Annotated in this window: 22 protein-coding genes; 9 read left to right on the forward strand and 13 right to left on the reverse strand. The window is 63.4% G+C overall.

Annotated elements, in window-relative coordinates; genetic code table 11:
• Positions 1 to 157: 157 nt before the first annotated feature.
• The 5 genes from M8523_RS30330 to M8523_RS30350 all read right to left on the reverse strand — a co-directional run bounded on the left by M8523_RS30330 (position 158) and on the right by M8523_RS30350 (position 4,261).
• Entirely contained in the window at positions 158 to 1,228 is a 1,071-nt protein-coding gene (locus tag M8523_RS30330; protein ID WP_282588586.1) for a hypothetical protein, read from the reverse strand.
• 70 nt (positions 1,229 to 1,298) lie between these two features.
• Positions 1,299 to 1,589, reverse strand: coding sequence for a substrate-binding domain-containing protein (locus M8523_RS30335; RefSeq protein WP_282588587.1), 291 nt, complete (start codon positions 1,587 to 1,589; stop codon positions 1,299 to 1,301).
• Between the two features lie 30 nt (positions 1,590 to 1,619).
• Positions 1,620 to 2,303: a GntR family transcriptional regulator gene (locus M8523_RS30340; protein ID WP_282588588.1), complete on the reverse strand. Its 684-nt coding sequence runs from the start codon at positions 2,301 to 2,303 to the stop codon at positions 1,620 to 1,622.
• A gap of 6 nt (positions 2,304 to 2,309) precedes the next feature.
• On the reverse strand, positions 2,310 to 2,864 hold the full coding sequence (locus M8523_RS30345) for a hypothetical protein (protein WP_282588589.1): 555 nt from the start codon (positions 2,862 to 2,864) through the stop codon (positions 2,310 to 2,312).
• Positions 2,865 to 2,938: 74 nt separating this feature from the next.
• Positions 2,939 to 4,261 (reverse strand): MFS transporter, encoded by a 1,323-nt coding sequence (locus tag M8523_RS30350; protein ID WP_282588590.1) that lies wholly within the window; start codon positions 4,259 to 4,261, stop codon positions 2,939 to 2,941.
• A 230-nt stretch (positions 4,262 to 4,491) separates the two neighbouring features.
• Between M8523_RS30350 and mdcA the strand changes: the two genes are divergently transcribed.
• The 7 genes from mdcA to M8523_RS30385 all read left to right on the forward strand — a co-directional run bounded on the left by mdcA (position 4,492) and on the right by M8523_RS30385 (position 10,562).
• Positions 4,492 to 6,138 (forward strand): malonate decarboxylase subunit alpha, encoded by a 1,647-nt coding sequence (gene mdcA, locus M8523_RS30355; protein WP_282588591.1) that lies wholly within the window; start codon positions 4,492 to 4,494, stop codon positions 6,136 to 6,138.
• 12 nt (positions 6,139 to 6,150) lie between these two features.
• On the forward strand, positions 6,151 to 6,468 hold the full coding sequence (gene mdcC, locus M8523_RS30360) for a malonate decarboxylase acyl carrier protein (RefSeq protein WP_282588592.1): 318 nt from the start codon (positions 6,151 to 6,153) through the stop codon (positions 6,466 to 6,468).
• The gene (locus tag M8523_RS30365) at positions 6,465 to 7,403 is read left to right on the forward strand and encodes a biotin-independent malonate decarboxylase subunit beta (protein ID WP_282588593.1); all 939 of its coding nucleotides are present in this window, start codon (positions 6,465 to 6,467) and stop codon (positions 7,401 to 7,403) included. The genes mdcC and M8523_RS30365 overlap by 4 nt, the downstream gene beginning before the upstream one ends.
• Positions 7,390 to 8,118, forward strand: coding sequence for a biotin-independent malonate decarboxylase subunit gamma (locus tag M8523_RS30370; RefSeq protein WP_282588594.1), 729 nt, complete (start codon positions 7,390 to 7,392; stop codon positions 8,116 to 8,118). Before M8523_RS30365 ends, M8523_RS30370 begins: the two co-directional genes overlap by 14 nt.
• A complete protein-coding gene (mdcG, locus tag M8523_RS30375) occupies positions 8,111 to 8,773 on the forward strand; it encodes a malonate decarboxylase holo-[acyl-carrier-protein] synthase (RefSeq protein WP_282588595.1) in 663 nt (220 codons plus the stop codon). Before M8523_RS30370 ends, mdcG begins: the two co-directional genes overlap by 8 nt.
• Positions 8,770 to 9,633: a triphosphoribosyl-dephospho-CoA synthase MdcB gene (gene mdcB, locus M8523_RS30380; protein ID WP_282588596.1), complete on the forward strand. Its 864-nt coding sequence runs from the start codon at positions 8,770 to 8,772 to the stop codon at positions 9,631 to 9,633. Before mdcG ends, mdcB begins: the two co-directional genes overlap by 4 nt.
• A gap of 347 nt (positions 9,634 to 9,980) precedes the next feature.
• Positions 9,981 to 10,562, forward strand: a complete 582-nt coding sequence (locus M8523_RS30385) for an ACP S-malonyltransferase (RefSeq protein ID WP_282588597.1) — start codon at positions 9,981 to 9,983, stop codon at positions 10,560 to 10,562.
• A 405-nt stretch (positions 10,563 to 10,967) separates the two neighbouring features.
• Here M8523_RS30385 and M8523_RS30390 read toward each other — a convergent pair whose 3' ends face one another.
• The 8 genes from M8523_RS30390 to kdpF all read right to left on the reverse strand — a co-directional run bounded on the left by M8523_RS30390 (position 10,968) and on the right by kdpF (position 20,589).
• The gene (locus M8523_RS30390) at positions 10,968 to 11,411 is read right to left on the reverse strand and encodes a PTS sugar transporter subunit IIA (RefSeq protein WP_282588598.1); all 444 of its coding nucleotides are present in this window, start codon (positions 11,409 to 11,411) and stop codon (positions 10,968 to 10,970) included.
• A gap of 61 nt (positions 11,412 to 11,472) precedes the next feature.
• Entirely contained in the window at positions 11,473 to 12,495 is a 1,023-nt protein-coding gene (locus M8523_RS30395; RefSeq protein ID WP_282588599.1) for an SPFH domain-containing protein, read from the reverse strand.
• Positions 12,496 to 12,518: 23 nt separating this feature from the next.
• Positions 12,519 to 13,229, reverse strand: a complete 711-nt coding sequence (locus M8523_RS30400; RefSeq protein WP_282588600.1) for a response regulator — start codon at positions 13,227 to 13,229, stop codon at positions 12,519 to 12,521.
• Positions 13,198 to 15,948 carry a DUF4118 domain-containing protein gene (locus M8523_RS30405; protein WP_282588601.1) on the reverse strand — a complete coding sequence of 917 codons (2,751 nt, stop codon included), beginning with the start codon at positions 15,946 to 15,948 and terminating at the stop codon, positions 13,198 to 13,200. Before M8523_RS30405 ends, M8523_RS30400 begins: the two co-directional genes overlap by 32 nt.
• A gap of 56 nt (positions 15,949 to 16,004) precedes the next feature.
• Complete coding sequence (gene kdpC / locus M8523_RS30410; RefSeq protein WP_282588602.1) at positions 16,005 to 16,682, reverse strand: potassium-transporting ATPase subunit KdpC; 678 nt, start codon at positions 16,680 to 16,682, stop codon at positions 16,005 to 16,007.
• Between the two features lie 9 nt (positions 16,683 to 16,691).
• A complete protein-coding gene (gene kdpB, locus M8523_RS30415; protein ID WP_282588603.1) occupies positions 16,692 to 18,743 on the reverse strand; it encodes a potassium-transporting ATPase subunit KdpB in 2,052 nt (683 codons plus the stop codon).
• Between the two features lie 11 nt (positions 18,744 to 18,754).
• The gene (gene kdpA, locus M8523_RS30420) at positions 18,755 to 20,464 is read right to left on the reverse strand and encodes a potassium-transporting ATPase subunit KdpA (protein ID WP_282588604.1); all 1,710 of its coding nucleotides are present in this window, start codon (positions 20,462 to 20,464) and stop codon (positions 18,755 to 18,757) included.
• Positions 20,465 to 20,502: 38 nt separating this feature from the next.
• Positions 20,503 to 20,589 (reverse strand): K(+)-transporting ATPase subunit F, encoded by an 87-nt coding sequence (kdpF, locus tag M8523_RS36925; RefSeq protein WP_428351646.1) that lies wholly within the window; start codon positions 20,587 to 20,589, stop codon positions 20,503 to 20,505.
• A 359-nt stretch (positions 20,590 to 20,948) separates the two neighbouring features.
• On the opposite strand from kdpF, the gene M8523_RS30425 reads away from it, so the two are divergent.
• Together M8523_RS30425 and M8523_RS30430 are read left to right on the forward strand one after the other, a co-directional pair.
• A complete protein-coding gene (locus M8523_RS30425) occupies positions 20,949 to 21,176 on the forward strand; it encodes a hypothetical protein (protein ID WP_282588605.1) in 228 nt (75 codons plus the stop codon).
• Positions 21,177 to 21,185: 9 nt separating this feature from the next.
• Entirely contained in the window at positions 21,186 to 22,100 is a 915-nt protein-coding gene (locus M8523_RS30430) for a hypothetical protein (protein ID WP_282588606.1), read from the forward strand.
• Positions 22,101 to 22,195: the final 95 nt, after the last annotated feature.

Genomic DNA, 22,195 nt, shown 5'->3' on the forward strand with positions numbered 1-22,195 from the left:
GCTGGATGGAGCCTGGTTGACGAAGTGGCTCCTTGTCGCAAATTGACGACTTCTCCTCTGATGCTGCCCACTTGTCGGAAGAGTTCAAAGTGCCAAAGACATGCAGGACGAGCAGCGCGCCAAGCACTTAGAACCTCAGAATCATGATTATAGGCCGCTAGTTCGGCGCGAAGACATGGATGGTTCCATCTCCGCCGCCCACTGCACCGACCGGCACGTAGACGTGCCCGTTCGCCTCGCTCGATGTGACGGAATGCGGATTTCCGCCCTTCAGAGGAATGGTCTGGACCAGCTTGTTAGTCGTCGCGTCGATGACGCCCAATGCGGGGCCGCCGGGATTGTCGCGCGAGCCGGTATAGTACTGATTGTTGCGTGCATTGTAATTGACCATGTCGGCGCCGCCGATCCCTGCCACCGTAGCCACGACAGCCCCGCTCTCGGCATTCATCACGACAGTTTGGGCCGGTATGGTTTTACCATTTGCGTTGCATCCAAGCACAAAATTGCCGTCCGGTCCGAATGCGAGGCCGGCGGGATGGCAACCGTCCACCGGCAGCATTTTGACGAGCTTGCCGGACTTTGGATCAATCACCGCAACTGCACCCTTCTTCGGGTCTTTGCCGACCTGTGGGATCGACATGTAGAACATCCCGTCTTCTTTGTTGTAGGCGGGTTGCTCGGCGCCATCGCCCGCGTCGGCGAAGACAACCTTGCCGATCACCGCATGGTCGGCTTTGGTCGAAGTGACAGTGGCAAAAGGTGGATCCTCGGCATTGTTCACCGCGATGAAGGCTTGATCTTTGGGATCGTAGGCCATCTCGTCGACCCGTGTCTTGCCGCCCGAGCTCAAGGCTGCAGTGGTTTTACCGGACGCTGAGTCGATCACCTTTACGGTGCTATCTCCGTCGCCTGCCCAGATCTCAGGTCCCACCACCAAAACGCCGTCGGGACCTGATGTGTCGTTGTCAACCTTGCCATCCTTCACGACGGCACCGACGAAGCTTCCGACACGGCCCACATAGGCATCCTTGGAGGTGTCGAAGATGTCGATGGCCTTGTTGGATCGGTCTGCCAGATAGTAGAGGCCGGTCGTTGGATCGATGTAGCTTATATCGAAGTTCGAAAGCTTGGTTCCCGGGACGTCGATCGTCCCGATTTGTTTAAGCTCCGTCGCGTGGGCGACGCCCGCCAGTCCAATCGCTGCGCCGGCCAGCAAGGCGAGCCGCATTGTCCGATCTATCATCTAGTCCTCCCTTAGTTGCGTTTGTTGTAAAAGTTGCGACGGCACAGCCCCGCCGCTAACGCGGTATATCGAACCCGTTGGCTTTGAACGCAGCCTGAACCGGTCCACTGGGCTGCGTATCGAGAAGACGACGAGCGGCTTCTGGATGGGTAGAATGCGCGGCAAGCGCACCCGAATAGGTGGTCTTCAACTGCGCTGCGTCGGGCAGCGGAGCGAGCAACAGCCCCTTTACAGGCGCCGCTTCGCTGATCTGGCCAAGGCCGAGTGCTACTTCGTGCCGAGCGACGGCCTCCATGGCGAGCTTGGCCCGATCGGTTCCTAGCCGCGACCCTTTCGGATCCTGCAAGGCGAGGGTGCATGAGGGTAATCCTGCCTTTCAGGAGCCGGCGTGTTCGGCAATGTAGCGGCCCAGCGCGCTGGCCGCGTTCAGCATGTGTGCGCGCATCCGTCGCGCCGCGAGATCGCCATCGCCCTCCGCCATGGCGGCCAAGATGCCAGCGTGCTCGGCGCGCGATGAGTGGATCCGGTTGGATTGCATGAGCTGCGTCCGACGAAAGGCGCTTAAACGTGTGCGGATCGCGAGGACTTGCTCGGCCATGAAGCCATTGTGAGTGGCCGCGTAGATCGACTCGTGAAAGTTCCGGTTGAAGGCATCGTAAGCGTCAACGTCCTGAGCCTCCACCATCGCCAGCGAGGCATCATGCAGGTCGAGCAGGTGGCTGCGCTCAAGCGGAGTGATCCGAAAGGTGGCAAGGCGCACGCACATGGCCTCGACCTCGGCCGTGGTCTCGAACATGTCCATGACGCCCTCGGGCGTGAGCCGCGTAACCACGACGCCACGCCGTGGCCGCATGTCGACGAGGCCACTTGCTGCAAGCTGGCGTAGCGCTTCGCGCACCGGTGTGCGGGAGGCGCCGAAGCGGTCGGCGAGTTGCTGCTCGTCGAGCGCGGTTCCGGCTGCGAGACGGCCCGAGGCGATCTCATCGGCGAGCGCGTTTCGAATTTGCCCCGACAGAAGAACGCCATCGTCGATGATGTGCCCAGGGCGCTGGTGGTTCATCCTCGGTCAAGATTTGTCATTATGGCAGGGGAATAGGGCTGGTTGCCGACCCCAGTCACCGGGGCAATAAGGACTTTCTGCAGGAGATCCACAATTCAGAATGGCTTCGATCGCAACGATTGTGTCGTTGTTGGATAGACCGAGCGCTTTCTTAACATAAAGCACAGTCACAGCACCAGGGTAGCCGTGCGGCATTCCCGATTCTACGTCAACTGGACGAGAGATCCCGGCATGGTCAACCACATAGGCCTTCCCGCCGGCCGAGATGACAATGTTGTTGGATAGAGCGTCACCTGGCACATGGTTGACGCCAATGTATTTTGCATCCAAGCGCGAGGGGTCAATCGCGGGAACATCGGGCGTGATACGTATCCGACTGATGATCGCCTTCTGGGTCCCATCATTGGCAGGGTCAAGCGCCTTTGCAATGTCGATTACGATGACACGGGGATCGCGGCGTCCCGTAACTCGCGCAAAGGGGCCATCCGCGCAGGCCATGCTAGAGGATAGCACTGCTGTTCCCGTTACCAGGATCTGAATCAAGCGCATCATCACGATCATCTCCTCCTCTAGATCTTGTTATCTGAGAACCTGCGCCAGGGACCGCCAAGCGAATGGCTGCACCGGCACACTTATCATCCTGGCAGAACTTGGCCTCTGGTCTCGGTTGCAAAGGGGATGATTAGCAGCCCAAGCCCGAACGCGATGGCCGTCAAGGCGACCGGGGTACCAAGCGTGCCCATCCCGTGCACCGCGATACCGAGCCCAAAATTGACACCCGCGCCGATAAAGCGGCCAATCGAGGTACAGAACGCGAAGGCCGTGGCACGGACCTGCGTGCCGAACAGCTCGGGCAGCCACAGACTGAACATGGCGAAGTTGGCGCCAGAGAATCCGAGGAAGAACAAGATCGTCATGAATGTCGGCAAAGCGCGATCGGCAGGCAGATAGAACGCCCAGCCGAAGGCGAGCATTATGCACACCATCATGCCTGCAAAGTAGAGCGCCAGCGTCGGTCGGCGGCCAATCCGTTCAGCGAGCAAGGGAAGGACGAGGCAGCCCACAACCGTGCCGATGGAGAGCAGGCCGGTGCCATAGGAGGCCATGCGCACGGCGTCGGCCTGCTGGTAACCACTGTTCTTAGCAAGCGTGATGATCGCGGTGGGTTCGTAAACACTGCCCGCCCAGAGCCCAATGATGGCCACAGTCAGTAGCGCCGACATGACGAGGGTGCGTCTTCCATAGGGTGGCGCGAAGATCTGGCGCAATGGGCTGACCTGCCGAGTAACGTGGGCCTGAACCCGCTCCCAGCGCTCCGGCTCCTTAACCTTCATCAACGTTGCGATTGATACGATCACCGGCGCGAGGCCGCACAAGAACATGGCCCGCCAGCCGAAGGTGGCCCCGACTGTTGCATTGAGCGCTGCGGCAACGAAGAAGCCAAAATAATACCCGCTTTGAAGGTATCCGGCGCCCATCTTGCGCCTGTCCTCAGGCCAGGCCTCGGCAACATAGGTGCCAGCCATTGCCCATTCGCCGCCGATGCCGATGCCGGCGAGTAGGCGGAAGATGGCAAGCTCGTAGACGTTTTGCGACAGGGCGGCGGCGCCCGTGAACACCGAGTAGATCAGCACCGTGGCCGCCAACGTCCGCGTGCGGCCGAAGCGGTCACCGATTGGACCCCAAATGAAAGACAAGCCCCATCCCACCAGGAACAGCGCGAACAAGATGGACCCAGCATAGCCCACGTTGCCCGGCGTCGCCTCGATGCCCGAATGTGGGAGCAGTTCCGTCAAAGCCGGACCGAGCACCAGCGCATAGATCACGGAGTCCATCCCATCCAAGAGCCAGCCGGCCCAGGCAGCCCAGAATCCGAAGATCTGCTGACGGTTGAGTGGCGTGCGTACGCGCCCATTGAAATGGCCTGCAGCCGCCTTGGTGGCGTCGAGCCTCGACATTGTCCCTCCCCTGTCGTTCCGTGCCCTCGGCATTAACGCCAAGGCCCGGTCGCACGCTCTTGTGGCGGCTAACTTCAGTATGCACGCGCCTCGCAAACTAGCAACTGTGTATCCAAAGACGCAGAATTAGGCCTTTCAGTTATGCGGAATGGGATTGATCTAGCCGCGTAGGCGTTGGATGGTACGGGGCGGCAGCGTCAGCCGCTGCGTTAATAAACGGCGGGGCGGCAATGACCGACTGGACACGGGAGAGAGAGGCCCGGGATGCGCGCATTGCCGCTGGCAGAGCTTTTGCGGACGGTAAGGTGGTGGCGAGGGAGTCTGCCAAGGCGCTGCTCGAAGTGATTATCAGACCCGGCGACCGGGTTTGTCTTGAGGGCGACAATCAGAAACAGGCCGACCTGCTGGCAGAGGCGCTGGCCCGCGTCGATCCGGATAAGGTGCACGATCTCCACATGGTGCAGTCCGGGATCGTGCTGCCGGCGCATCTCGACGTGTTCGATCGCAAAATCGCGCGCCGGCTCGACTACGCCTATTCCGGTCCACAGGCGGGTCGAATCGCCAAGATGCTGTTCGGTGGACAGATCGCCCTCGGCGCGGTCCACACCTACCTCGAACTCTTCGCACGCTATTTTGTCGACCTAACCCCGCAGGTCGCGCTGATCGCTGCAGTGAGTGCCGACCGAGAAGGCAACCTCTATACGGGGCCGAACACCGAAGATACGCCAACAGTCGTCGAGGCCACGACTTTCAAGAACGGCTTAGTCGTGGCGCAGGTCAACGAGATCGTCGACCGCGTGCCGCGGGTCGATATCCCCGGCGACCGCGTGCACTTTGTAGTTGATGCCCGCAAGCCGTTCTACGTCGAGCCGCTGTTCACGCGCGATCCCGGCGCCATCACCGAGACCCAGATTCTGACCGCGATGCTGGCAATTCGCGGGATTTACGCCGAATACGGCGTCCAGAGGCTTAACCACGGCATCGGATTCAACACAGCAGCGATCGAGCTGCTACTGCCTACCTATGGTGAGCGCTTAGGACTTAAAGGTAAGATCGCCACGCGTTGGGCTTTGAACCCACATCCCACCTTGATCCCGGCGATCGAATCGGGCTGGGTCCAGCAAATCCATTGCTTTGGCTCCGAAGTGGGCATGGACGACTATATTCGAGCTCGTTCCGATATCTTCTTTACCGGCCCCGACGGCTCGCTGCGTTCGAACCGCGCCTTCTGCCAAACGGCCGGCCTTTATGCCTGTGACATGTTCATCGGCTCGACTCTCCAGATCGACTTGGAGGGTCATTCCTCCACTGTCACGACTTCGCGCATCGCCGGCTTTGGCGGCGCTCCCAACATGGGAAGCGACGCGCGCGGGCGTCGGCACCCCTCGGCTGCATGGCTGCAGGCCGGGCGGGAAGCCGATCCCGACAGGGCGCCGGCCTTGCGGCGCGGCCGCAAGCTGGTGGTGCAGATTGGCGAGACCTTCGGCGAGAAAAACGTACCGTTGTTCGTCGAGCAGCTCGACGCGCTGGCGCTGGCCGAAAAGCTCGATCTCGACCTCGCCCCGGTCATGGTCTACGCCGACGACGTGACACACATCGTCACTGAGGAAGGCATCGCCAACCTGCTACTATGCCGGAGCCGCGACGAGCGCGAGCAGGCGATCCGTGGTGTCGCTGGCTACACCGACGTCGGCCGTGGACGCGATGCCGGAATGGTGCGCCGCCTGCGCGAGCGCGGGGTTATTCGTCGGCCCGAGGACCTCGACATCGATCCGCTCGACGCGGACCGGAGCATGCTGGCCGCTCGGTCCATCAAAGAGCTGGTTCAATGGTCGGGCGGGCTCTATCGTCCGCCTTCGCAGTTCCGCAACTGGTAAGGGAGAAGCCGCATGGAGCGCTTGAGCTTTTTGCACAAGGCCGAGCGGCGCGCGGGGGGCCGCAGACCGATGGCGATCGTCGGTGTGGTGGCCTCCGGTAATCTCGAAGTATTGGTCGAGCGCGTGCTGCCAAGCACCGAGTGCGTCGTCGAAATCGCCACCACCGCGCACGGTTTTGGGGAAGTCTGGAGGGCTGTTGTCGCCGACTTCGTCGAGCGACGTTCGCCCGGCGGCCTGAAATTCTCGATCAACGACGGCGGGGCACGTCCTGACACCGTGGCGCTGCGGCTCGCGCAAGGCGCCCGGACCATCGAGATTGACACGTTGTGACCGAGGCCACTCTCAGCCCCCCGCTCGCCGGTGCCCCCTCGCTGATCAGCTGGTACGAGGCGACTGCGCGGCAGCGTCTCGCGGCGCTGCTTGACCCGCCTTCGTTCGACGAATTTCTTGGCCCGGATCAGCGCGAGGTCAGCCCGCACTTGCCGATCTTCGACCTGCCAGAGCAGTTTGATGACGGCATGATCGTGGGGCGTGGCCTGCTGGACGGGTGCCCCGTGCTCGTAGCCGCCCAGGAGGGTCGTTTCATGGGTGGAGCTTTTGGGGAGGTACATGGCGCCAAACTCACCGGCCTGCTGCGCGCTGCCCGCGACATTCCGGGCGTCACGGTTCTGATACTGTTCGATACCGGCGGCGTCCGCCTGCAGGAGGCCAATGCGGGCGAGCTCGCTATCGCCGAGATCATGCGGGCTATGATTGAGGCGCGCCGCGCGGGCACCCGCGTCGTGGGCCTCATCGGCGGGCGGGCCGGATGCTACGGCGGCGGCGGCCTCATCGCGGGCTGCTGCTCGGTCCTGGTCGTTTCCGAACAGGGGCGCATCAGCGTTTCGGGACCGGAAGTCATTGAGACCAATAGGGGCGTCGAGGAATTCGACGCCCGTGACCGTGCCCTTGTGTGGCGCACCATGGGCGGCAAACATCGGCGCTTGATCGGTGGTGCCGACCTTTTCGCGGGCGACTCGGTTGACAGCTTCAGGGCGGCTGCGATCACGGCAATCCAGCGGGCCGAACCTTTCAGCCAGGACGTTCTCGCAGCTGAGCAGGCGCGGTTGAAGGAGCGCCTCTCCCGATTTGGTGCCTGCACGGACGCGACCGAGGTGTGGGCGGCCCTTGGTATCGAGCGGCCAGAGTTGGTGCCGGCTATGGTCACAGATGATTTTATCACCCTCGCGAACTCGAAGCAGGAGGCACACCGTGGGGCTCGATGACATCCTCGTTTCCCTGTTTCCTTTCGGCCATGACGTGGTGGTCGCCGATGATGGCCTGATCCTCGGCTCGGGCTTCTTCGCCGCTGAGCGACTGGCTGAGGTGGTGGGACTCGCGAAACGAACCGCGCTCGGGGTGGAGGGCGCACTGGCACTTGCCGGCCGGTTGCTAGAAATTCTAGGTCGCTCCCCGGAAGGGCCAATCCTGGTTTTGCTGGACAGCGACAGCCAAAGGATGAGCAAGCGCGATGAATTGCTTGGTCTCAACGAATTTCTGGCGCATCTGGCCAAGGCCCTGATCCTGGCGGACCTGAATGGCATTCCCACCATAGGCGTGCTCTACGGCCATACCGCGGCGGGCGCCTTTATCGCCACTGCACTTGCGACCCGCATCCTTGTGGCCCTGCCCGACGCCGAGCCCGAAGTTATGGACCTTCCGTCCATGGCACGCATTACCAAGCTGCCGCTCGCGGTGTTGCAGGACAAGGCACGCGACACTCCGGTCTTCGCGCCGGGGCTGGCCAACTTGGCCCAGACCGGGGCCGTGCACAAAACCTGGAATCCCTCGGAAAGCTTGTCCGCGCAGTTGCAGGAGCTTCTGATGCAGCTCGATCCAGGCGGCGACCGACGCGATATCCTTGGGCGGGAGCGTAACGGCCGTCCCAAGGCGGCAGAGATCGCCAGCCGAGTAGAGGCGCTGGCCCGTTCGTATGCTTGAGCGACTGCGCCGGCACGACCTCGTGTTTGTCGATCCGGACGTCTGGGCAGCCCGGCTGTGCGATTATCCCGAGTTGCGCGCTGTCGATCTCGTCGTGGAATGGGCTGATGCCGGTCGTCCGTTGGTCGTCCGGCGGCGGAGCGCCGACGATCCAGACGGGGATTTGGCGCTCGGTCTGCCGCTACCGCCGGCGTATGGAAAGCGGCGCGTAGCTGTGTCGCTTGATCCTGCCGGCGCACTGTCCGCCGGGCACTTTCCCACCCTACGCGCCGCGCAAGTATCGGCCCCGGTCCGTTGGCTTCCGTCGATTAAGGCTTTGTTGGTACTGGCGGCGGAGGTTCAAATTGAGCCGCTCGTGTTTGGTAGCCTTGCTTGGTCGATCCTCACGCGGCTCGACTATGTCGTCCCAACCTCCGACCTTGACCTGCTTTGGCCACTGAACGTCGGAGCGAACGCGGCCGCTCTTCTCGATGGGCTCGCCCGCATCGCGTCTACATCGCCTATGCGGGTCGACGGCGAAATCATCGATGGCGACGGTCGTGGAGTGCAATGGCAAGAATTGGCATCCGATCGATCTGAAGTGCTGGCGAAGGGACTGTTGTCGATTGCGCTAGTGGCGCCTAGCGACTTTCTTCGTTTGCGGGTCGCCGAATGAATGCGCCGCTTGCCTTCATGGATCCAGCCGCCGCCGGACTACAGATCGGCGGCGCCGCGGCGCGAGCGCTTAGCCTGGAACTCGATACCTGGCCAAAACCCGGTCTCGTCAGCCCTTTCGACTGCGGCAGCCACGACGACATGGACGCGGCCATGCTGCTCCGGAGTATCGCGGTTCTCGAGCCTTTTCTGATCAACCTTGCCGAGGCCGGCGCGGCGGAGGCGGATATGGCCACCTTACGCAGGATCGGCATTGCGGCCGAAGCCGCAATGCTGCGCGCCACCCGCGGAGTGAACACGCATCGAGGCGCGATCTTCGGGCTGGGGTTGCTCTGCGCGGCCTGTGGCGCGACCGCGAATGGCCTAGAGCCGAAGGCCGCTCGTTTGGGCAACATCGTGCGCAGCCGCTGGGGCGCGGCCATCCGCCATATGCCCGTTGATTGCACGAGCCACGGTGCAGTTGCTGTCAGACGCTACGGAGCACGTGGCGCTCGACTCGAAGCGGCTTCCGGCTTTCCTAGTGTGTATGAGGTGGGGCTACCGGCCCTCAGAGCGGGTCTTGCCCTAAGCGGCGGGGATGCAGAGGCCGCCCGGGTGCAGGCCTGCTTCGCGTTGATCGCCGTTCTTGATGACACCAACCTGTTGCATCGGGGCGGCTCCGACGGACTGGCGTTTGCGCGGCGGGAGGCCCGACACTTTCTCGAGAGCGGCGGCGTCGGGCTGGCAGGTTGGCGCGACCGGGCAGCACAAACCCATCGCGCTTTCGTGGAGCGCCATCTCAGTCCCGGCGGAGCGGCGGACGTCCTAGCTATGGCTCTGTTCGTCTGCTCGGTCGAGGGAAGGCTGCAGGTCGCGGTATGAGGCTCACCCTTTTGTGCTCGGGCCAAGGCCGTCAACACGCAGCCATGTTTGCCCTTACAGGACCAGCCTCTGAAGCCGCGCCCGTGTTCGCCGCCGCAGCAGCAGCCCTAGATGGACAGGATCCGAGAGGCCTCTTCCGCAACGGAGCCGGGGCCACCGAGGCCAATTGGGTTGCCCAAATCCTGTGCTGCACTCAGGCGTTGGCGGCTTGCGCGGTCCTCGGCGACTTGATTGAGGGGCCGCTGACGATCGCCGGCTATAGCGTCGGTGAACTTGCCGCTTGGGGTTGCGCCGGCGTTCTGTCGGTCGAGGCGACGCTCCGCCTCGCCCGTCGGCGCGCCGTCGAAATGGACCGGGCTACAGGCCCGGGCTTCGGGCTTGCGTTCGTGCGCGGGCTGCGGCGCACTTTCGTCGATGCACTTTGCGCCAGATTTGACGCCGAGGTATCAATCATCAACCCAGGTGAAGCCTATGTGCTCGGCGGAGAACGACAGAGCCTCGAAGCCCTCTGCGAACAAGCGCGCCTGGGCGGAGCAAGCCGAGTGGGGCTGCTTCCCGTCCATGTCCCGTCTCACACGTCGAGGTTGGCCCCGGCATCGGTCGAGTTCCAGGCAGCGCTCGACGCCGAGCGCCTGGGGTTCATCCGGCCGGACACAGAGCTTCTCAGTGGTATCGACGGCAGCCGTGTGACTGACCTTCACGCCGGGACCAGAAAGCTTGCTGCCCAGGTCTCAAGAACAATACTCTGGTCAGATTGCATGTCTTCCTGCATTGAGGCAGGTTCCACCGTGTTCCTCGAGCTCGGTCCAGGAAGAGGCCTTGCTGATATCATCGTCGGCGCACACCCTGAAGTTCAGGCGCGAAGCCTTGACGAGTTTCGAACGCTCGCTGGCGTGCGTTCATGGGTGAGGAAAGCATTGGAGAAGTAGAGCCGGGGGTTGCCGATCTCTTAACCCCTACTCCGCGATTGGGATAGACATGCCGAATTCCTGAATGCCCTTGAACAAACCTGCCTTTCGGCTGCTCGACGCCGGGCTTTGGTGTTAGTCTAGGAGAGTGCGTTCCGACGCGCCACCATTCGTTATCTGAGGAATGCGGCGGCGCGTCGACCGGGTGACAATCCTGGATTCTGGTGGACGCGAGATGAATCGCCCCCGGATTGGGGTAGATCAATCTTGCACTCAATTAGGCTTGGTGACCTCGAGGCCAAGCCAACCCAATTTTTAGAAGGTTACCGCTTTGCGGGCCTGAACGACCCAGAAAGTGTCAGCATCATCAACCGCGTTCTCTTCGTGTTTTGTCCTCAGGCATGGAATCAGGTTGCCCGGCAACCTTCAGGTTTCGGTCAGCAATTTATGGAGCGACACGGCCCCCCGTGTGGCACGAAGCCGACCCGCGAGCACGGGATCACGAAGACACCGGGCGACGCAGGCCATCGATTTGAGTTGCCCCTCCGGGAGCTGTTCCGGAAGCAGGAGGAGGAACACGAGATCGACGGGCCGCTCGTCGATGGCATCGAACTGGACGGCCGGTTTGAGCAACGCAAAAAGCCCGAAAGGCTTCGCAATGTTGCCGATCCGTGCGTGTGGCAGGGCGATGCCGCCGCCCAGTCCCGTCGAACCCAGATCCTCGCGCTTGATGAGCGCCTTTGCGATCATCTCATAATCGAACTCCAGAAGGGCCGCCGCCCGACGAGCCAATTCCTTTAGGACGCGTCCCTTGTCGGCTTCCCGCAATTCAAACACGGCCTCAGGGCAGAGAAGATCCTTTATATCCATGGCCGGCACTCTTTATCGGTTCTTTGGAACATCCGGGACCCCCCTCCCTCATCCGCTCTCATTATTTTTGCGCCGGGGGCAGGTTCAACATCGCGAGCGGGCTGGTAGAGCTCCCGAGCACGGTCGAGGGCATTTGTCCGTTCCAGCGATGGGCGGTCTCGTAGGACACAACGACGGCATTGCCATTCACGGCCGCGCCGACTTGCTGGATGACCCTCGCTTGCGCTTCGCCGACCAAGCTTGCGGCTTGCGCGTCCCCCTCGGCCCTGAGGATCGAGGCCTCACGCTGCGAGCGCGCCTGCGCAATGGTCGCCTGCGCCTCGCCATTTGCCTGGGCGATGCGGACCGCCGCTTGCGCGTCGGCCTGCACCTTCTGCTGCTCGCCTTCGTAGCGGACCTTCACGACGGTGTTCTCAGCGCGGATGGCATCGTTCTTCGCCTGTACGGCCGCCTCCACAGAAGCTTGAAAGCTGGGACTATAGGCGATGCTGCTCAGTTGGAGATCAACGAGCTCGATGCCGAAGATGCCGCCGAGCGCTTCGCTCACCCCCTTGCGGATCTCGCCGGCAATCTGCTCGCGATTGGCCGAGATGCTCACCGTGTTCTGGGTGGAGAACACGCGGAGGACGCGGTCGGCGAGAACCGGGCGGATGTTCTCCGAGATGTCGACGTTGCCGCTACGGCCTACGCTGTAGAGGAGTTTCAGGACGGCGGCGGCAGGTATCTTGTAGGAGAGCCCGACGCCGACGTTCACGGCTTGGTTGTCGACTGTATAAACGGTCAGATTGCTGAGTTGAAACGTGTCGAGGCTCGTCTGGATCGTGTCGACAGTGTCGATGAACGGCACCTTGTAGTGCAGGCCGGGGCCGACTGGTTCGGCAGTCACGATGGTGCCGAGGCGGCGCACGCCGGCCATCTCGGTCGGCTGGACCGTGTAAAAGCTTCCGAAAGAGGCAGCGATCAGGGCGCCGACAGCGACGAGGACCGCGACTCCGCCCATCGGCACGGGGGGAAGGGTCAGTTTCGGCTTGCCCTGTTGAGGAGCGCCCCAGGGCTGCTGCTCGTTCGACGGAATGACGTTCATGGCGATAGCTTTCGTAGAGCGGCTCAGGTGTGGGTGGCAAGGTTGGCGGGGGCGGCAAGCCGGTAGCCGACGCCGGCTTCAGTCAGCAGAAGGCGCGGCTGGGCGGCATCGACCTCGATCTTCTGGCGAAGGCGGCTGACGAAGACCCGGAGATATTGAGCGTGCGCGCCGTGGGTTGGGCCCCAGACTTCGTGGAGGATGTGCTGATGGGTCAGCATGCGCCCGGCATGACGGGCGAGCAGGTGCAGCAGGTCGTATTCCCGTGGCGTGAGCTTGATAGGCTCGCCCTTGAGCGTGACGCGATGGGCGAGGGTGTCCACCCTCAGGTCGCCGGTCTCGAAGACCACGGTGGCGCCGGCCGAAGTGACCGCATGCCGAAGCGCAGTGTTGATGCGCGCGATCAATTCATCGACCCCAAACGGTTTGCTGACGTAATCATCCGCGCCGGCGTTCAGGAGCGCGACCTTCTCGGCCTCGTTGTCTCGGGCCGACAGGATGACGACGGGAACGCTGGACGTCTGGCGGATCGCGGCCAGCACGTCAGAACCATCCATGTCGGTCAGTCCGAGATCGAGGACGATTAATTCGGGTGGCGACACACGGATCTTCTCCAAGGCTTCGGCGCCCGTGAAGGCCGACGCGACGGTGAACCCCGCCGCGACAAGCGTCGGCCGGAGGAAGCGGTGAATCTGCGGCTCATCGTCAACGACGAGAATGTAACGCGACGCCGGCAAGGGCTTGCTCCTCTTCGGCAGCCGGGAATTTGGCTGCACTGGGTTCAGCGACGGGAAGGGCGATGGTGATCCGCGTGCCTCGGCCGGCCCGCGCGGGGCTCTCGGCCCGGATGGTGCCACCCATGGCCTCGACGACGCCCTTGGCGATGGCGAGACCCAGGCCGGTGCCGGCCGGACGTCCGTCGCCGGAACCGAGGCGCGTGAACTTTTCGAAGACGCGGTCGAGATCGGCCGCCGGAATGCCTCGACCCTCGTCCTCGATCGTGACGATAACACGCTCGGCCCTGGCTTCTGCCACGACGACGGTCGGTGTGCCGGGTTCGGCATACTTGTCGGCATTGTCGAGGATGTTAAAAAGAACCTGTTCGAACAGCATCGGATCGCCTCCGACCGGCAATTCCGTTGCCGGCACCCGCGTCTCCACGATCCGAGACGGGAAGGACTTCCTGCTGCGCGTGACGGCGGCCATGATCACATCGGCCGTCTCGATCCAGTCCCGACGCAATGCCAAACTACCAGATTCGACGCGCGTCATGTCGAGCAGGTTGGCAACGAAGCGGGTTAGGCGACGGGCTTCCTCCACGATGGTCAGGACGAGGTCGTCGCGGTCGGCCTGCTCCATCCGGCCGCCGTATTCACGCAGGCTCGTAGCGGATCCGAGGATCGAGGATAGCGGTGTGCGCAGGTCGTGGCTGATGGAGGACAGCAGGGTCGTCTGCAATCGCTCCCGCTCGGCGAGCGCCTCGCCTCGCCGCGCGTCGACGACCAGAATGGCCCGTTCGATCGCCAATGCGCCCTGATCGAGCAGAGCCGCGAACGCCCGCTCCTCCTCGGCCGATAACGGCTTGCCCCGATCGGACGGAGAAATGCCGATCGTGCCGATCGTACCGGATGATGTGCGGATCGGATGGAATTGGTAGAAAGCATTGGGGAGGGTGCCGGTGCGCCAGCCCGCGACCTCCGTCCGGCTGAACGCCCAGCGCGCGGCCGCCCACTCGCTTGGCTGAAGGGTGTCCTCGGGCGGAAATGCCGCCTTGATGGTCAGTTCGCCGGCCTCCGGTCCGTCGCTCTCGCACAGCAGCATGACGACCTGGCCTCGAATGGCGCCGGCGGTCTGACGGGCCAGGACCCACAGAACATCCTCCATGCTCACCGTGGCCGACAGCTTGCGGGAGACGTCGTAGAGCGACTGCATGGTTTTCATGCGCGCACGAGCGGCATTCGCCTGATCGCGCACCCGTCCGGCGAGCCCGCCCGTGACCATGCCGACGAGCAGGAAGATGATGAGCGTGAAGAATTCGTACGGCGTCGCGATCGAAAAGCTGAAGATCGGAGGGATGAAAAAGAAGTTGTAGGCCAGGAACGACAGGATGGCGGCTGCTATGGCCGGCCACTGGCCCACCGTGACGGCGCAGCCGAGCACGGCTGCGAGGAAGATCATCGAGAGGTTCGGCAGCGACAGATAGCGCGAGGCAAGCATGCCAACCAGGACGGCCGCGCCGACCGAGCCCAGCGCCGCTGTCAGCCCGATCGCCAGCGTGTTCCGGGCGGGCCACAACCGTCGCCTTGCAACCTTAGCGGTTCTCTCACCGACCACGACGTGCACCGCGATGTCGGACGCGCGCCGCAGCAGCATGCCGGACAGCGATCGGCCTCTCACGCGCGCCCAGAAGGTTGGGCTCGATCGACCGATCACGATCTGGGTTATGTTCTCCCGCCGGGCGAAGCGAAGGATCTCGTCCGGGAGATCGGGACCCGAGAGGCGGGCTGTGTCCGCTCCCAAGCGCTCGGCAAGCCGCATCGCTTCGTCGATCCGACCGAGCGCAACGGCGTCCGTCATTTCGAAATCGGATCTTTCCAGAGTGACGGCGACCCACGCCGCATTCAGGCCGTTGGCGAGCCGGCTGGCAGCGCGGACGACCCGCTCGGATGAGGGGTCGGACCCCACGCAGACCAGGATGCGTTCCGCGGTCGGCCATGCGCCTTCAATCGCGTTGCGGCGCAGGTGATCCACCATCTGGTGGTCGACGCTTTCTGCCGTGCGGCGGAGGGCGAGTTCGCGTAGCGCCGTAAGGTTGCCGGGCTTGAAGAAGCCGCCGGCAGCGCGCTTGGCGTTCTCCGGCAGGTAGATCCGTCCCTCGCTCAGCCGCGTGATGAGCTCGGCCGGAGTAATGTCGACGACCACCACCTCGTCGGCCTTGTCGATGACCGTGTCTGGCACCGTCTCCCGGACCAGCACGCCGGTGATGCGAGACACGACATCGGACAGGCTCTCGAGATGCTGGATATTGACCGCTGTCCAGACATCGATACCGGCGGCCAGAAGCTCCTCGACGTCGAGGTACCGTTTGGGATGCCGACATTCCTCAGCGTTGGTATGCGCGAGTTCGTCGACGATCAGCAGGGCCGGACGCCGCGCCAGGGCGGCGTCAAGATCGAACTCGCTGAGCTGCGTTCCTTTGTAGGCGACGCTCTGGCGGGGCAGAACTTCGAGCCCGTCCAATACGGCCTCGGTCTCGACTCTGCCATGGGTTTCGACGACGCCGACCACGACGTCGAAACGAGCGGCTTGGAGGCGGCGGGCGCCTGACAGCATGGCGTAGGTCTTCCCAACGCCGGGTGCCGCGCCGAGGAACACCTTGAGGCGGCCCCGACCCTCCTGGCGCGCGGCAGCCAGCAGGGAATCGGGGTTTGGCCGCGTGTGGCTTGCGGGCGTCATGATGCTCGCCAGGTTGTGAGCGGGCTAGGCCTAGGGGAGAGGGCGAAAGCGACCGTTCATTGTGCGGCTGGAGCCGCCGCTGCATTGGCGTTGTCTGCTGGCTTAGTGGTGGAAGACGCCGCTGGAGCCGCCGCCGCGGGCGTCGGGTCGAGGTCTTCGAGGGCGACGTTCAGCTGGAGGACCTGGACCCGACTATTGCCGAAGAGGGCGGAACCGACGGTATTGTTCGCGACGAGGGCCTGGATCTTGGCCGCGTCCAGCTTCCGGGCCGACGCGACGCGGCCGATTTGCATCGCCGCATAGGCCGGGGAGATATCCGGATCGAGCCCCGAGGCCGATGTGGTCACGGCATCCGCCGCGACGGACTTGGCCGGACTGCCGCCGAGAGCCGCCACGGAGGCCTTCACCCGATCGACCAGCTTCTGAGAGGTCGGACCGAGGTTGGAACCAGAGGAGTTCGCGGCATTGTAGGGCGCGTCCACCGTCTTGGTCGCGTCCTTCGGGTCGGGGGCGCTGGTGGCGGATGGGCGTCCCTGGAAGAACCGATCGGTGGCGAAGTTCTCGCCGATCAGCGCGGAGCCGACCACTGTACCGTTGCGGGTGATCATGCTGCCATCTGCAGGTCCCTTCATCGCGACCTGGGCGATGCCGGTGATGGCGAGAGGATAGGCGATCCCGGTGAGGGCTGTGAACAGCACGATCATCGCGATCGCGGGGCGAAGCTGGGAGAGCATGGAGCGACCTCAGGCCAGATGCAGCGTTGAGACGGCAAGATCGATGATCTTGATGCCGATGAATGGGACGACGATGCCGCCGAGCCCGTAGAGGAGGAGGTTGCGTCGCAGCAGCGCAGCCGCGCCGATCGGTTTGTAGGGCACGCCTTTCAGCGCGAGCGGGATCAGTGCGATGATGATCAGCGCATTGAAGATCACGGCCGAGAGGATGGCCGAACGCGGCGAGTGAAGCCCCATGACGTTGAGCGCGCCAAGCTCGGGATAGGTGGCGAGGAACAGGGCTGGAATGATCGCGAAGTATTTTGCGACGTCGTTGGCGATCGAGAAGGTCGTCAGCGAGCCGCGCGTCATCAGCAGTTGCTTGCCGATACCGACCACCTCGATGAGCTTGGTTGGATCGCTGTCCAGATCGACCATGTTTCCGGCCTCGCGCGCCGCTTGGGTGCCGGTCTGCATGGCGACTCCCACGTCGGCCTGAGCCAGCGCCGGCGCGTCGTTGGTGCCATCGCCGCACATGGCGATGAGGCGTCCACCCTGCTGCTCCTTACGGATATAGGCCAGCTTGTCTTCGGGAGTTGCCTTGGCGAGGAAGTCATCCACGCCCGCCTCGGACGCGATGGCGGCCGCCGTTACCGGGTTGTCGCCTGTCACCATGACGGTCTTGATGCCCATGGCGCGCAGGGCGGCGAAGCGCTCCTTGATGTCGGGCTTCACCGTGTCCTTGAGGTGGACGACGCCGAGCAGGCGCTGGTTCTCGGCGACCGCCAGCGGCGTGCCACCCGTGCGGGCGATCTTGTCAACCGCGGCGCGGAAGTCGGGGGGGCCCCCGCCGTCCCCCAAACCCACGCTGGCCAGCACTGAATCCACCGCGCCCTTGCGAAGCGAGCGGCCTTTCAGGTCGATGCCGGACATGCGAGTCTGAGCCGTGAAGGGCACGATGGTCGCGCCCGCTTGGGACAGATCCATTTCGGTCAGGCCGTAGCGGCTCTTGGCGAGCGCCACGATGGAACGACCTTCCGGCGTCTCGTCGGCGAGGCTCGACAACAGCACGGCTTCGGCCAGCGCCTGCTCGGGCACGCCGCTCACGGCAATGAATTCGCTCGGCATGCGATTGCCGAACGTGATCGTGCCGGTCTTGTCGAGCAGCAACGTGTCGACGTCGCCGGCCGCCTCGACGGCACGGCCCGATGTCGCCACCACGTTGAAGCGGATCAGGCGGTCCATGCCGGCGATGCCGATGGCCGACAACAGGCCACCGATGGTGGTCGGGATCAGACAGACCAGCAGCGCCACAAGCACGGTCACCGAAAGCGTGGCACCCGAGTAGAGCGCAACCGGCCACAGCGAAACGCAAACGATCAGGAAGATGATCGTAAGCCCCGAGAGCAGGATCGACAGGGCGAGTTCGTTCGGCGTCTTCTGCCGTTCTGCGCCCTCGACCAGAGCGATCATGCGATCGAGGAAGGTCGAGCCGGCCGCGGCGGTGACCCGCACCTTGATGCCGTCGGACAGCACCATGGTGCCGCCGGTGACAGCCGAGCGATCGCCGCCCGACTCTCGGATCACTGGCGCGGACTCACCGGTGATCGCGGATTCGTTGACCGAGGCGATGCCGGCCACGACCTCTCCGTCGGAAGGGATCAAATCGCCGGGCTCGACCAGGACGATGTCGCCGACCTTGAGGTCGAGGGCATTGACCTCCTCGAAGGCCCCGTCGAGGTGCTTGTGGTCAACGAGACGCTTGGCCCGCGTGTCGCTGCGGGTCCTGCGCATGGCATCTGCCTGCGCCTTGCCGCGCCCTTCCGCGACGGCTTCGGCGAAGTTGGCGAACAGCACCGTGAACCAGAGCCATGCCGCGATTTGGCCCGAGAACAGCGCTTCGCCGTTACCGGTGATGAGGTCGCGTAAGAACAGGATCGTGACGCCCAGTGAGACCACCTCGGTGACGAAGATGACCGGGTTCTTGGCGAGGGTTCTTGGATTGAGCTTGCGGAAAGCCTCGATCGCGGCTCGGCGCGCGATGGCCGGGTCGAACAGGCTTGTGGCTGAACGGGATGCCATGAAGGACGCTTTCAGTAGGCTTTGCCGGCCAGCATCGCGAAATGCTCGACGATCGGACCAAGAGCGAGGACGGGGAAATACTGGAGCAGGTAGAGGATCACGATGATGCCGAGCAGCAGGCCCACGAAAAGCGGGCCGTCGGTCGGAAAGGTGCCGACCGAAGCGGGCGCCTTCCGCTTAACGGCCACCGATCCCGCCAAGGCCAGGACCGGCACGACGTAGGCGAAGCGGCCGAAGAACATCGCGAGGCCGAGGGTCGTGTTGTACCAGAGCGTATTTCCGGTGAGACCGCCGAAAGCCGAGCCGTTATTGGCGGTGGTCGACGCGAAGGCGTAGAGGATCTCACTCAATCCGTGCGGGCCACTGTTGTTCAGGCTGTCCAGCCCCGTCTTCAGCATCACCGACACGCCGGTAAAGCCGAGCACCAGCAGCGGGTAGATCAGGATCGCGAGCATCGCGAGCTTCATCTCGCGGGTCTCGATCTTCTTGCCGAGATATTCCGGCGTGCGGCCCACCATTAGCCCGGCCACGAACACTGTGATCACGGCGAGCACCAGGATGCCGTAGATGCCGGCACCGACGCCGCCCGGCGTGATGCAGCCCATGAGCATGTTGAACAGCGGCACCAGCCCCCCAAGCGGGGTAAAACTGTCGTGCATGGCGACGACAGAGCCTGTGCTGGTCCCCGTCGTGCCGACGCTGAACAAGGCTGTCAGAGCCTGACCGAAACGCAGCTCCTTGCCTTCGAGGTTGCCGGCCGCGCCATCCACGCCAAGCGCCGTGAGGATCGGATTTCCGAAGGTCTCCGCGGCGTAGAGGACGGTGACGCCGAGAATGAGCACAATGCCCATCGTGGCGAGAAGGGAACGCCCCTCTCTCCAGTTCCCGACCAGACGACCGAAGGCGATGACGGATGCCACCGGGACGAGCAGCAAGCTGAACGCCTCCAACATCACGACCCAGGCGCTCGGACCTTCGAAAGGATGAGCCGAGTTCGCGTTGAAGAACCCACCGCCGTTGGTTCCGAGTTCCTTGATCGCTTCCTGGCTGGCCACGGGCCCGACCGAAATCACCTGCTTGGCGCCTTCGAGGGTCGTGGCCTCCACGGAGGCCAGCAGCGTCTGGGGAATACCGCCTGCCACCATGACCAGCGCAAGCACGATCGACAGGGGAAGCAGCAAATAGAGAACGCCCCGCGTGAGATCGACCCAGAAGTTACCGATCGTCTTGGCTTCCGAGCGGGTGAAGGCACGGATCAGCGCGAACGCCATGGCAAGGCCGGTCGCGGCCGATACGAAGTTGTGGACGGTGAGACCGGCCATCTGGGTCAGATGGCTCATCGTGGTCTCGCCGCCGTAGTTCTGCCAGTTCGTGTTGGTGATGAAGCTGACGGCGGAATTGAAGGCGAGGGCGGGATCGACGCCGTCAAAGCCCTGCGGATTGAGCGGCAGATAACCTTGCAGGCGTTGCAGCGCGTAGAGGCTGAACAGGCCGGCGGCGCTGAAAGCCAGCATGGCCAGCGTGTAGCTGCGCCAGCCTTGCTCGCGCTTCGCATCCACGCCTGACAAGGCATAGAAGACCCTCTCGACGGGCGCGATCACCGGAGTCATGAACGTCCGCTCGCCCGACATGACCTTGGCGATGTAGCGCCCAAGCGGAATGGCCGCGGCCACGACCGCGACGAGCACCAATAGAATCTGCAGCCAACCTAATACGGTCATGGCATCACCTTCGCGAACCGTCGCCGGTCTCGCGTCCTTCAGAAGCGTTCGGGGTGGATCAGCGTGTAAAGGAGGTAGAGGCCGAGCGCGGCGGCCACGACCAGTCCTGCGAAAGGTTCGAGCATGGCGGCCTCACATCCGGTCGCAGGCGGAGGCGTAGGCGACCGTCGTTCCGAAAAGGGCGATGCCAAGGACGATGAAGACAAGATCGAGCATGAGCGTGGTCCGAGCGGCCCGAGCGGGCGAAGCTGGTTTATCGCTCGAAATCGCGTGAACGTTCGATACGCAATGCGGCGCTCCGATGTAAACAATGCATAAAGAAAAGCGTGAGCCCACCAAAGCGACTGCAATCGGAAACTGATGAACTTCCGATTTCTTGGTTTTGTTATGAATTGTCTATGCGGCAGGTCGTTCTCACGTCTCGATTGGTAACGCCGAAGCGATGCATAGTCAGCGAACGCCACGGCGGCGCTGGATTACCTCGATGTTGCGACTTGCATGCGAACCTGCTGAGGCCAAGACCACGCGCGCCGAGCCGCGCTTCGTGGTCGGTCAGGACGCCAGCGGCTGCTGGCTGGCAATCGAGACCCGCAACCTTGGCGGCGGCATCTTCAAGAGCCGAGAGGACGCGCTTCACTTCGTCGACTTCGAGACGGGGCATCGCCCGGGTTCCATCGAACTGTCAACCGAGCCGTTGAAACTCATGTTCTGAGGAACCGGTATGTCCGACCTCGACGTCTTCCGGCGGGATTTTTCGGGGATTTTGACCGGGTGTGCCAACGCCCGCCGGGCGTCGCTATGCGGCGGCAGTGGGAGCGGCGAGGATCTCAAGATCATGGCGCTCTTCGAGCGGCTCGCTCGGGAAGCGGAGACCATCGATCCGGCCGTGTTCGCAGGCTTGCGCGCCGTGACTGAACAGGGTCTCGCCACGCGGCACTTCATCCCCCGACGCGAAGCGCTGCTGGCGCAGGTCGGCGTTCTCTACTGGCCGAAGGATGTCGTGGACCTCGTCCGATGGATCGCCGTTCAATCCTCGGAAGACCTCGACCTTTGTCGAAAGCCGGTCCCGATCCTGTCACCGGCGACACAACCTCGCCGGCACGCCGGCTTGGATCCCGCCAGAAGACGCCGTGACATTTCCTACGGCCGGGCAAATGACTTCTACGCAGGGTTCGGCATCGTTGCCCTGCTGCTGTCGCTCTGGAACGTAACGCTTGCGTTCGGACAAATGCACGATCGCGCCTTCGTGGCCGGGCACGCGACCGTGCCGGCGACCATCGTCTCCATCGAGCCCACGAGCGTCGGCAAAAGCAGCGGCTTGGCCCGCGACGTCGTTCTCACCTTCCAGCAGCCCCATGGCGAGATCTGCCGCGTGGTGTGGCACGCCGCCTTGCCGTCGTTCGAAGGGGCGCCGGGAGCATCACTGCCGGTGGTGCCCCGATCCTCGGCTTGCGAGGTGCCAATAATCCCCTCCCGTATCGGCGATCCCATGCAGACGTTCACCCTCGCGGCGGTGCTGATGGCGGGCGGCTTGGTGTCCCTGCATATGTGGGGTTGGCTGTTGCGGCATCCGCCGCGACCGTTTTTTCAGTCGTTGTGGCTGCCTCCTGAAAGTCGACGCCATGATCCCGCTTAGGAAGCGTCGATAAATTTCTGAATCGCGACGAGGATTTTTGAGGGATTCCCTGCTGCGTCTTTACTTTGTAGATGGGGGCTGTGATCGATGTTGCC

This window comes from Lichenifustis flavocetrariae (assembly GCF_026130545.1).
GTDB classification, from domain to species: domain Bacteria; phylum Pseudomonadota; class Alphaproteobacteria; order Rhizobiales; family Beijerinckiaceae; genus Lichenihabitans; species Lichenihabitans flavocetrariae.

What these genes read in the sequence shown, in the direction of transcription:
- M8523_RS30330 (WP_282588586.1), bottom strand. Translation starts at nt 1,228, where the DNA reads ATGCGGCTCGCCTTGCTGGCCGGCGCAGCGATTGGACTGGCGGGCGTC.
- M8523_RS30340 (WP_282588588.1), bottom strand. Translation starts at nt 2,303, where the DNA reads ATGAACCACCAGCGCCCTGGGCACATCATCGACGATGGCGTTCTTCTG.
- M8523_RS30345 (WP_282588589.1), bottom strand. Translation starts at nt 2,864, where the DNA reads ATGATCGTGATGATGCGCTTGATTCAGATCCTGGTAACGGGAACAGCA.
- M8523_RS30350 (WP_282588590.1), bottom strand. Translation starts at nt 4,261, where the DNA reads ATGTCGAGGCTCGACGCCACCAAGGCGGCTGCAGGCCATTTCAATGGG.
- mdcA (WP_282588591.1), top strand. Translation starts at nt 4,492, where the DNA reads ATGACCGACTGGACACGGGAGAGAGAGGCCCGGGATGCGCGCATTGCC.
- mdcC (WP_282588592.1), top strand. Translation starts at nt 6,151, where the DNA reads ATGGAGCGCTTGAGCTTTTTGCACAAGGCCGAGCGGCGCGCGGGGGGC.
- mdcG (WP_282588595.1), top strand. Translation starts at nt 8,111, where the DNA reads ATGCTTGAGCGACTGCGCCGGCACGACCTCGTGTTTGTCGATCCGGAC.
- mdcB (WP_282588596.1), top strand. Translation starts at nt 8,770, where the DNA reads ATGAATGCGCCGCTTGCCTTCATGGATCCAGCCGCCGCCGGACTACAG.
- M8523_RS30385 (WP_282588597.1), top strand. Translation starts at nt 9,981, where the DNA reads ATGGACCGGGCTACAGGCCCGGGCTTCGGGCTTGCGTTCGTGCGCGGG.
- M8523_RS30390 (WP_282588598.1), bottom strand. Translation starts at nt 11,411, where the DNA reads ATGGATATAAAGGATCTTCTCTGCCCTGAGGCCGTGTTTGAATTGCGG.
- M8523_RS30395 (WP_282588599.1), bottom strand. Translation starts at nt 12,495, where the DNA reads ATGAACGTCATTCCGTCGAACGAGCAGCAGCCCTGGGGCGCTCCTCAA.
- M8523_RS30405 (WP_282588601.1), bottom strand. Translation starts at nt 15,948, where the DNA reads ATGACGCCCGCAAGCCACACGCGGCCAAACCCCGATTCCCTGCTGGCT.
- kdpC (WP_282588602.1), bottom strand. Translation starts at nt 16,682, where the DNA reads ATGCTCTCCCAGCTTCGCCCCGCGATCGCGATGATCGTGCTGTTCACA.
- kdpB (WP_282588603.1), bottom strand. Translation starts at nt 18,743, where the DNA reads ATGGCATCCCGTTCAGCCACAAGCCTGTTCGACCCGGCCATCGCGCGC.
- kdpA (WP_282588604.1), bottom strand. Translation starts at nt 20,464, where the DNA reads ATGACCGTATTAGGTTGGCTGCAGATTCTATTGGTGCTCGTCGCGGTC.
- kdpF (WP_428351646.1), bottom strand. Translation starts at nt 20,589, where the DNA reads ATGCTCGAACCTTTCGCAGGACTGGTCGTGGCCGCCGCGCTCGGCCTC.
- M8523_RS30425 (WP_282588605.1), top strand. Translation starts at nt 20,949, where the DNA reads ATGTTGCGACTTGCATGCGAACCTGCTGAGGCCAAGACCACGCGCGCC.
- M8523_RS30430 (WP_282588606.1), top strand. Translation starts at nt 21,186, where the DNA reads ATGTCCGACCTCGACGTCTTCCGGCGGGATTTTTCGGGGATTTTGACC.